This window comes from Pseudomonas sp. FR229a (assembly GCF_030209115.1).
GTDB classification, from domain to species: Bacteria; Pseudomonadota; Gammaproteobacteria; order Pseudomonadales; family Pseudomonadaceae; genus Aquipseudomonas; species Aquipseudomonas moraviensis_A.
The window spans coordinates 42059-48471 of record NZ_JARVSP010000036.1; the positions used below are offsets into that span (position 1 = coordinate 42059).

Genomic DNA, 6413 nt, shown 5'->3' on the forward strand with positions numbered 1-6413 from the left:
GTTTACAAACCAAGCGCTTGCTTGGTAGCCTCCAGACACTTCTGTCGCAGGTCCCTGAGTCGGAGATAAAAATGCCAACCACCGTGCGTATCGGCTGCGCCAGCGCCTTTTGGGGCGATACCTCCACCGCTGCCGCCCAACTGGTGACGGGCGGAGACCTCGATTATCTGGTGTTCGATTATCTGGCCGAGATCACCATGTCGCTGATGGCCGGCGCGCGTCTCAAAGACCCGCAGGCCGGGTACGCCGGCGACTTCATCGAAGTGCTGACGCCGCTGCTGACGCAACTGGCCGAACAGCAGATCCGCGTGATCAGCAATGCCGGCGGCGTCAATCCGCAGGCTTGTGCGGCGGCCCTGCAAGCGGCGTGCAACCAGGCCGGGGTCAAGTTGAAGATTGCCGTGTTGCTCGGTGATGACCTGCAGGGACACCTCGAAAACCCCGCCGACATCCGCGAAATGTTCAGCGGCGCCCCGCTTCCACGCGTGTGCGTGTCGACCAATGCTTATCTCGGCGCGCCGGGGATTGTCGAAGCGTTGCGTCTGGGTGCCGACATCGTCATTACTGGTCGGGTGGTCGACAGCGCCGTGGTCAGCGCAGCGCTGGTCCATGAATTCGGCTGGTCGTGGCATGACTACGACAAACTCGCCCAGGCCGCGCTGGCCGGGCACATCATCGAATGCGGCGCGCAATGCACCGGCGGCAATTTCACCGACTGGCGCGAGGTACCGGATTACGAGCACATCGGTTTTCCGATCGTCGAAGTCAGCGCCGATGGCCAGTTCCTCGTCAGCAAACCGGAAGGCTCCGGCGGGCTGGTCACGCCGCTGACGGTCGGCGAGCAGATGCTCTATGAAATCGGCGATCCGCAGGCTTACTTGCTACCCGACGTGGTCTGCGACTTCACTCAGGTCAAACTCCAGCAGCAAGGCAAAAACGTCGTGCAGGTGCACGGTGCCAAAGGCCTCCCGCCCACCGACAAATACAAGGTCAGCGCCACTTATCCGGACGGTTTTCGCTGCACCGCCAGTTGCCTGATGGCCGGCATCGACGCAGTGGACAAGGCGCGGCGGGTCAGCCAGGCAATCATCGACAAGACCGCCGAGATGTTCAGCCTGCGCGGCTGGGCGCCCTACAGCGAAACCCACGTCGAACTGCTCGGCAGCGAAGCCACCTATGGCCCCCACGGTCAGCGCCGCGACAGCCGCGAAGTGGTGATCAAAATCGCCGTGCGGCATCCCGACAAACGTGCGCTGGTGCTGTTTTCCAAAGAGATCGCCCAGGCTGCGACCGGTATGGCGCCTGGCTTGACCGGCATCGTCGGCGGTCGCCCGAGCGTTTATCCAGTCATCCGCCTGTTCTCGTTTCTCATCGAAAAAAGCGCCTGCACCCTGCATGTAGACATGGCTGGCGAGCGCCATTCGTGTGCCCTGCCCGCCTTGGTCGCTCTGGACAGTGCAGATTTGCCGGTCGCCCAGCATCCGCCCAAACCCCAGGGCCGCGCCGATGCCAGTGTGCCGCTGGTGAAACTGGCGGTGGCGCGCTCCGGCGACAAGGGCAACCACAGCAACATCGGCGTGATGCCGCGCCATCCCGATTACCTGCCGTGGATCGCCGAAGCGCTGACAACTTCGGTGGTGGTCGAGTGGATGCGCCACGTCCTTGATCCAGTGCTCGGGCGTGTTGAACGCTGGTACCTGCCCGGCACCCACAGCCTCAACTTTCTCTTGGAAAACGCCCTCGGCGGTGGCGGTGTCGCCAGTCTGCGCATCGACCCGCAGGGCAAAGCCTTCGCCCAGCAATTATTGGAAATCCAGATCCCGGTGCCGCAGAGCATCGCCGAACAGCTCGACTAGAGGATGGTGTGCATGGCTTACGCGTCGATTTTTCGCGCCGATCTGTTCCGCGGCCAGAACCTGATTGTCACCGGTGGCGGCAGCGGCATCGGTCGCTGCACCGCCCATGAACTGGCGGCGCTCGGCGCCCATGTGCTGCTGGTCGGGCGCAAGCCGGAAAAGCTTGAAAAGGTCGCCGCCGAAATCACCGAGGACGGCGGCAGCGCGCACTGGAAGGCTTGCGATATCCGCGATGAAGAAGCAGTCAAGCAACTGGTCAAAGAGCTGATCGCCGAACACGGGCCGATTCACGGTCTGGTCAACAACGCCGGGGGTCAGTACCCGTCGCCGCTGGCGTCGATCAATCAGAAGGGTTTCGAAACCGTGTTGCGCACCAATCTGGTCGGCGGTTTTCTGATGGCCCGCGAAGTGTTCAACCAGTCGATGAGCAAACACGGCGGCAGCATCGTCAACATGCTCGCCGACATGTGGGGTGGCATGCCCGGCATGGGCCACTCCGGCGCCGCGCGTTCGGGCATGGACAACTTCACCAAGACTGCCGCGTTCGAGTGGGGCTATGCCGGGGTGCGGGTCAACGCTGTGGCACCGGGCTGGATTGCGTCCAGCGGCATGGACACTTACGAAGGCGCCTTCAAAGCAGTGATCCCGACGTTGCGCGAGGATGTGCCGCTCAAGCGCATCGGCACCGAGTCGGAAGTCAGTGCGGCGATCGTGTTTCTGCTCAGCCCGGCGGCGGCGTTCATCAGCGGCACCACGGTGAAAATCGACGGCGCCGCCAGCCTTGGCAGTCGCGCCTGGCCGCTGCACAAGGCCAGCCACAGCGAATCCTTCAACGGCTTTCACCGCGCCTATTTACCAGAAGTGTTGCGTCCCGACGTGCCCAAGGACGAGGAATAAGCCATGGCGCAGATTCAGTCGCAACTCGACCCGCACAGCGAAGCGTTCGCGCGCAACCGCGCCGCCATGCTCGCCGCCATCGAGCAGGTCCGGCAGCTTGAACAGAAGCTGCTGGACAAGGCCGCCGAAGCCAAAGACAAATTCAGCAAACGCGGGCAACTGTTGCCCCGCGAGCGTCTGAACCTGTTGCTCGATCCTGGCGCGCCGTTCCTCGAACTGGCCAGCCTCGCCGGCTACAAGTTGCACGACGACAAGGACGGCAGTTCGGCCGGTGGCGGGCTGATTGCCGGCATCGGTTACGTCTGCGACATTCGCGCGATGGTGGTCGCCAACAACAGTGCGATCAAGGGCGGCACGATCTCGCCGAGCGGTCTGAAAAAATCCCTGCGCCTGCAACAGATCGCTCGGGAAAACAAATTGCCGATGATCACCCTCGCTGAAAGCGGCGGTGCCAATCTCAATTACGCGGCGGAGATTTTTGTCGAAGGCGCGCGCAGTTTTGCCAATCAGGCGCGCATGTCGGCCATGGGGTTGCCGCAGATCACCGTGGTGCACGGCTCGGCCACCGCGGGCGGCGCTTATCAACCGGGTTTGTCGGATTACGTGGTGGTGGTGCGCGGCAAGGCCAAGCTGTTCCTCGCCGGCCCGCCATTGCTCAAAGCGGCGACCGGCGAAGTGGCCAGCGATGAGGAGCTGGGTGGCGCCGAGATGCACGCGCAGGTCGCCGGTACCGCCGAATATCTCGCCGAGAACGATGCTGACGGCGTACGTCAGGTGCGCGAAATCATGCGCATGCTGCCATGGAATGCACAGCTGCCATGGCAGCCGGAGGCGCAATTCAAAGAACCGCTCTACCCCGTCGATGAACTGCTCGGGTTGATCCCGGACGATGCGAAAAAGCCCTACGACGTGCGCGAAATCATCGCGCGGATCGCCGATGAATCGGATTTTCTCGAGTTCAAGGGCGAGTTCGATCAACAAACCATCTGCGGCCAATTGAAAATCCAGGGCCGCGCCTGCGGCTTCATCGGCAACAACGGCCCGATCACCCCTCAAGGTGCGAGCAAGGCGGCGCAGTTCATCCAGTTGTGCGACCAGAGCCAGACGCCGCTGCTGTTTTTCCACAACACCACGGGTTTCATGGTCGGCACCGAATCGGAACAGCAAGGCGTGATCAAGCACGGCTCGAAACTGATTCAAGCGGTGGCCAACGCGCGGGTGCCTAAACTGACCATCGTCGTCGGCGGTTCCTACGGCGCCGGCAACTACGCGATGTGCGGGCGCGGTCTCGACCCGCGCTTCATCTTCGCCTGGCCCAACAGTCGCACCGCAGTCATGGGCGGTGCGCAGGCCGGCAAGGTTTTGCGCATCGTCACCGAGGCCAAACAGCTCAAGGACGGCATCGAGCCCGATCCGAAAATGCTCGACATGCTCGAGCAGATGACCGCGCAGAAACTCGACAGCCAGTCCACCGCACTGTACGGCAGCGCCAACCTGTGGGACGACGGCCTGATCGACCCGCGCGACACCCGCACCCTGCTCGGTTACTTGCTGGATATCTGCCACGAAGCCGACAGGCGTGCGCTGCAACCCAACAGCTTCGGGGTCAGCCGCTTCTGACCGCCACGGATCCTACGGAGAACAACAACAATGATCTTCACCCCGGAACACGAAGCCCTGCGCCGCACCGTCCGCCAATTTGTCACGCACGAGATCAATCCGCACGTCGAAGAGTGGGAAAAGGCCGGGCGCTTTCCCATCCACGATATTTTCCGCAAGGCTGGCGAGCTGGGCCTGCTGGGCATTTCCAAACCGGAAAAATTCGGCGGCATGGGCCTCGATTACAGCTATTCGATTGTCGCCGCCGAAGAGTTCGGCACCATTCATTGCGGCGGGATTCCGATGTCGATCGGCGTGCAGACCGACATGTGCACTCCGGCACTGGCGCGTTTCGGCTCCGATGAACTGCGCGAAGAATTCCTCCGTCCGGCCATCACCGGCGAACAGGTAGGTTGCATCGGCGTTTCCGAAGTCGGCGCCGGCTCCGATGTCGCCGGGCTGAAGACCACGGCGCGCAAGGACGGCGACGACTACGTGATCAACGGCAGCAAGATGTGGATCACCAACTCGCCAAGCGCCGACTTCATCTGCCTGCTGGCCAACACCTCGGACGACAAGCCGCACATCAACAAGTCGCTGATCATGGTGCCGATGAACACGCCGGGAATCAGCCTCAGCTCGCACCTGGACAAGCTCGGCATGCGCAGCTCGGAAACCGCGCAGGTGTTCTTCGATAACGTGCGCGTGCCGCAGCGCAACCGCATCGGCCATGAAGGTGCGGGGTTCATGATGCAGATGCTGCAGTTCCAGGAAGAACGCCTGTTCGGCGCGGCGAACATGATCAAAGGCCTGGAATATTGCATCGACAGCACCATCGAGTACTGCAAGGAGCGCAAGACCTTCGGCAACGCGCTGATCGACAACCAGGTCATCCACTTCCGCCTCGCCGAATTGCAGACCGAAATCGAGTGCCTGCGTGCGCTGGTCTATCAGGCCACCGAGCAATACATCAAAGGCCAGGACGTCACGCGACTGGCGTCGATGGCCAAGCTCAAGGCCGGACGCCTCGGCCGCGAAGTCAGTGACAGCTGCCTGCAATACTGGGGCGGCATGGGTTTCATGTGGGACAACCCGGTGGCCCGCGCCTACCGCGATGTGCGCCTGGTGTCGATTGGCGGCGGCGCCGACGAAATCATGCTGGGCATCATCTGCAAACTGATGGGCATCCTGCCGGGGAAAAAGAAATGAGCGACCTGCCGGATTGCCAGACGCTGTTGCTGGAACTGCATGGCGGCGTGCTGCATATCACTCTCAACCGCCCGGACAGCCGCAACGCGATGAGCCTGCAAATGGTCGCCGAACTGCGCGCGGTGCTGGCGGCGATACGCGATGACCGTACGGTGCGGGCGTTGGTGCTCAGCGGTGCCGGCGGGCATTTCTGCGCCGGTGGCGACATCAAGGACATGGCCAACGCACGGGTGCAGGGCACGGAGGCTTACCGTGAGTTGAACCGGGCGTTCGGCGCGTTGCTGGAGGAAGCCCAGCACACGCCGCCAGTGCTGATCACTGTGCTGCAAGGCGCGGTGCTCGGCGGCGGATTCGGTCTGGCCTGTGTCAGCGATATCGCTTTGGCCGAGCACAAGGCGCAGTTCGGGTTGCCGGAAACCAGCCTCGGCCTGATCCCGGCGCAAATCGCGCCGTTTGTAGTGCAACGGATCGGCCTGACCGAAACCCGCCGACTCGCGCTGACGGCGGCGCGTTTCGATGGCGCCGAGGCGCAGCGATTGGGGCTGGTGCATTTCGTTGAACAGGATGCGCAAGCGCTGGCCGAACGGCTGGATGAAGTGTTGCAACAGGTGCTGCGCTGCGCCCCGCAAGCGAATGCGATGACCAAGAAATTGCTGTTGGCGAGTGCCGGGCAGCCGTCGAATGAATTGCTGGACGACGCGGCGCAGTGGTTCAGCGCGGCGGTGACTGGAGACGAAGGGATCGAGGGGACTATGGCTTTTGTGCAAAAGCGCAAACCGCGGTGGGTCAACTAAAAGCTTCGCGAGCAGGCTCGCTTGTATGGTTAGACTTGAAGGGGTGGTGGGACGAACA

5 protein-coding genes are annotated in these 6413 nt (G+C 62.6%); all 5 read left to right on the forward strand.

Features of this window, described 5'->3' with window-relative positions; genetic code table 11:
- Positions 1 to 71 precede the first annotated feature (71 nt).
- The 5 genes from QRN33_RS25515 to QRN33_RS25535 are packed head-to-tail and all read left to right on the forward strand — an operon-like array spanning position 72 to position 6355.
- Positions 72 to 1856 carry an acyclic terpene utilization AtuA family protein gene (locus tag QRN33_RS25515; protein ID WP_285410847.1) on the forward strand — a complete coding sequence of 595 codons (1785 nt, stop codon included), beginning with the start codon at positions 72 to 74 and terminating at the stop codon, positions 1854 to 1856.
- 12 nt (positions 1857 to 1868) lie between these two features.
- Positions 1869 to 2753, forward strand: coding sequence for an SDR family oxidoreductase (locus QRN33_RS25520; RefSeq protein WP_285410848.1), 885 nt, complete (start codon positions 1869 to 1871; stop codon positions 2751 to 2753).
- Between the two features lie 3 nt (positions 2754 to 2756).
- The gene (gene atuC / locus QRN33_RS25525; protein WP_285410849.1) at positions 2757 to 4373 is read left to right on the forward strand and encodes a geranyl-CoA carboxylase subunit beta; all 1617 of its coding nucleotides are present in this window, start codon (positions 2757 to 2759) and stop codon (positions 4371 to 4373) included.
- A 30-nt stretch (positions 4374 to 4403) separates the two neighbouring features.
- Entirely contained in the window at positions 4404 to 5561 is a 1158-nt protein-coding gene (atuD, locus tag QRN33_RS25530) for a citronellyl-CoA dehydrogenase (protein ID WP_042607849.1), read from the forward strand.
- A complete protein-coding gene (locus tag QRN33_RS25535; protein WP_285410850.1) occupies positions 5558 to 6355 on the forward strand; it encodes an enoyl-CoA hydratase/isomerase family protein in 798 nt (265 codons plus the stop codon). The genes atuD and QRN33_RS25535 overlap by 4 nt, the downstream gene beginning before the upstream one ends.
- Positions 6356 to 6413: the final 58 nt, after the last annotated feature.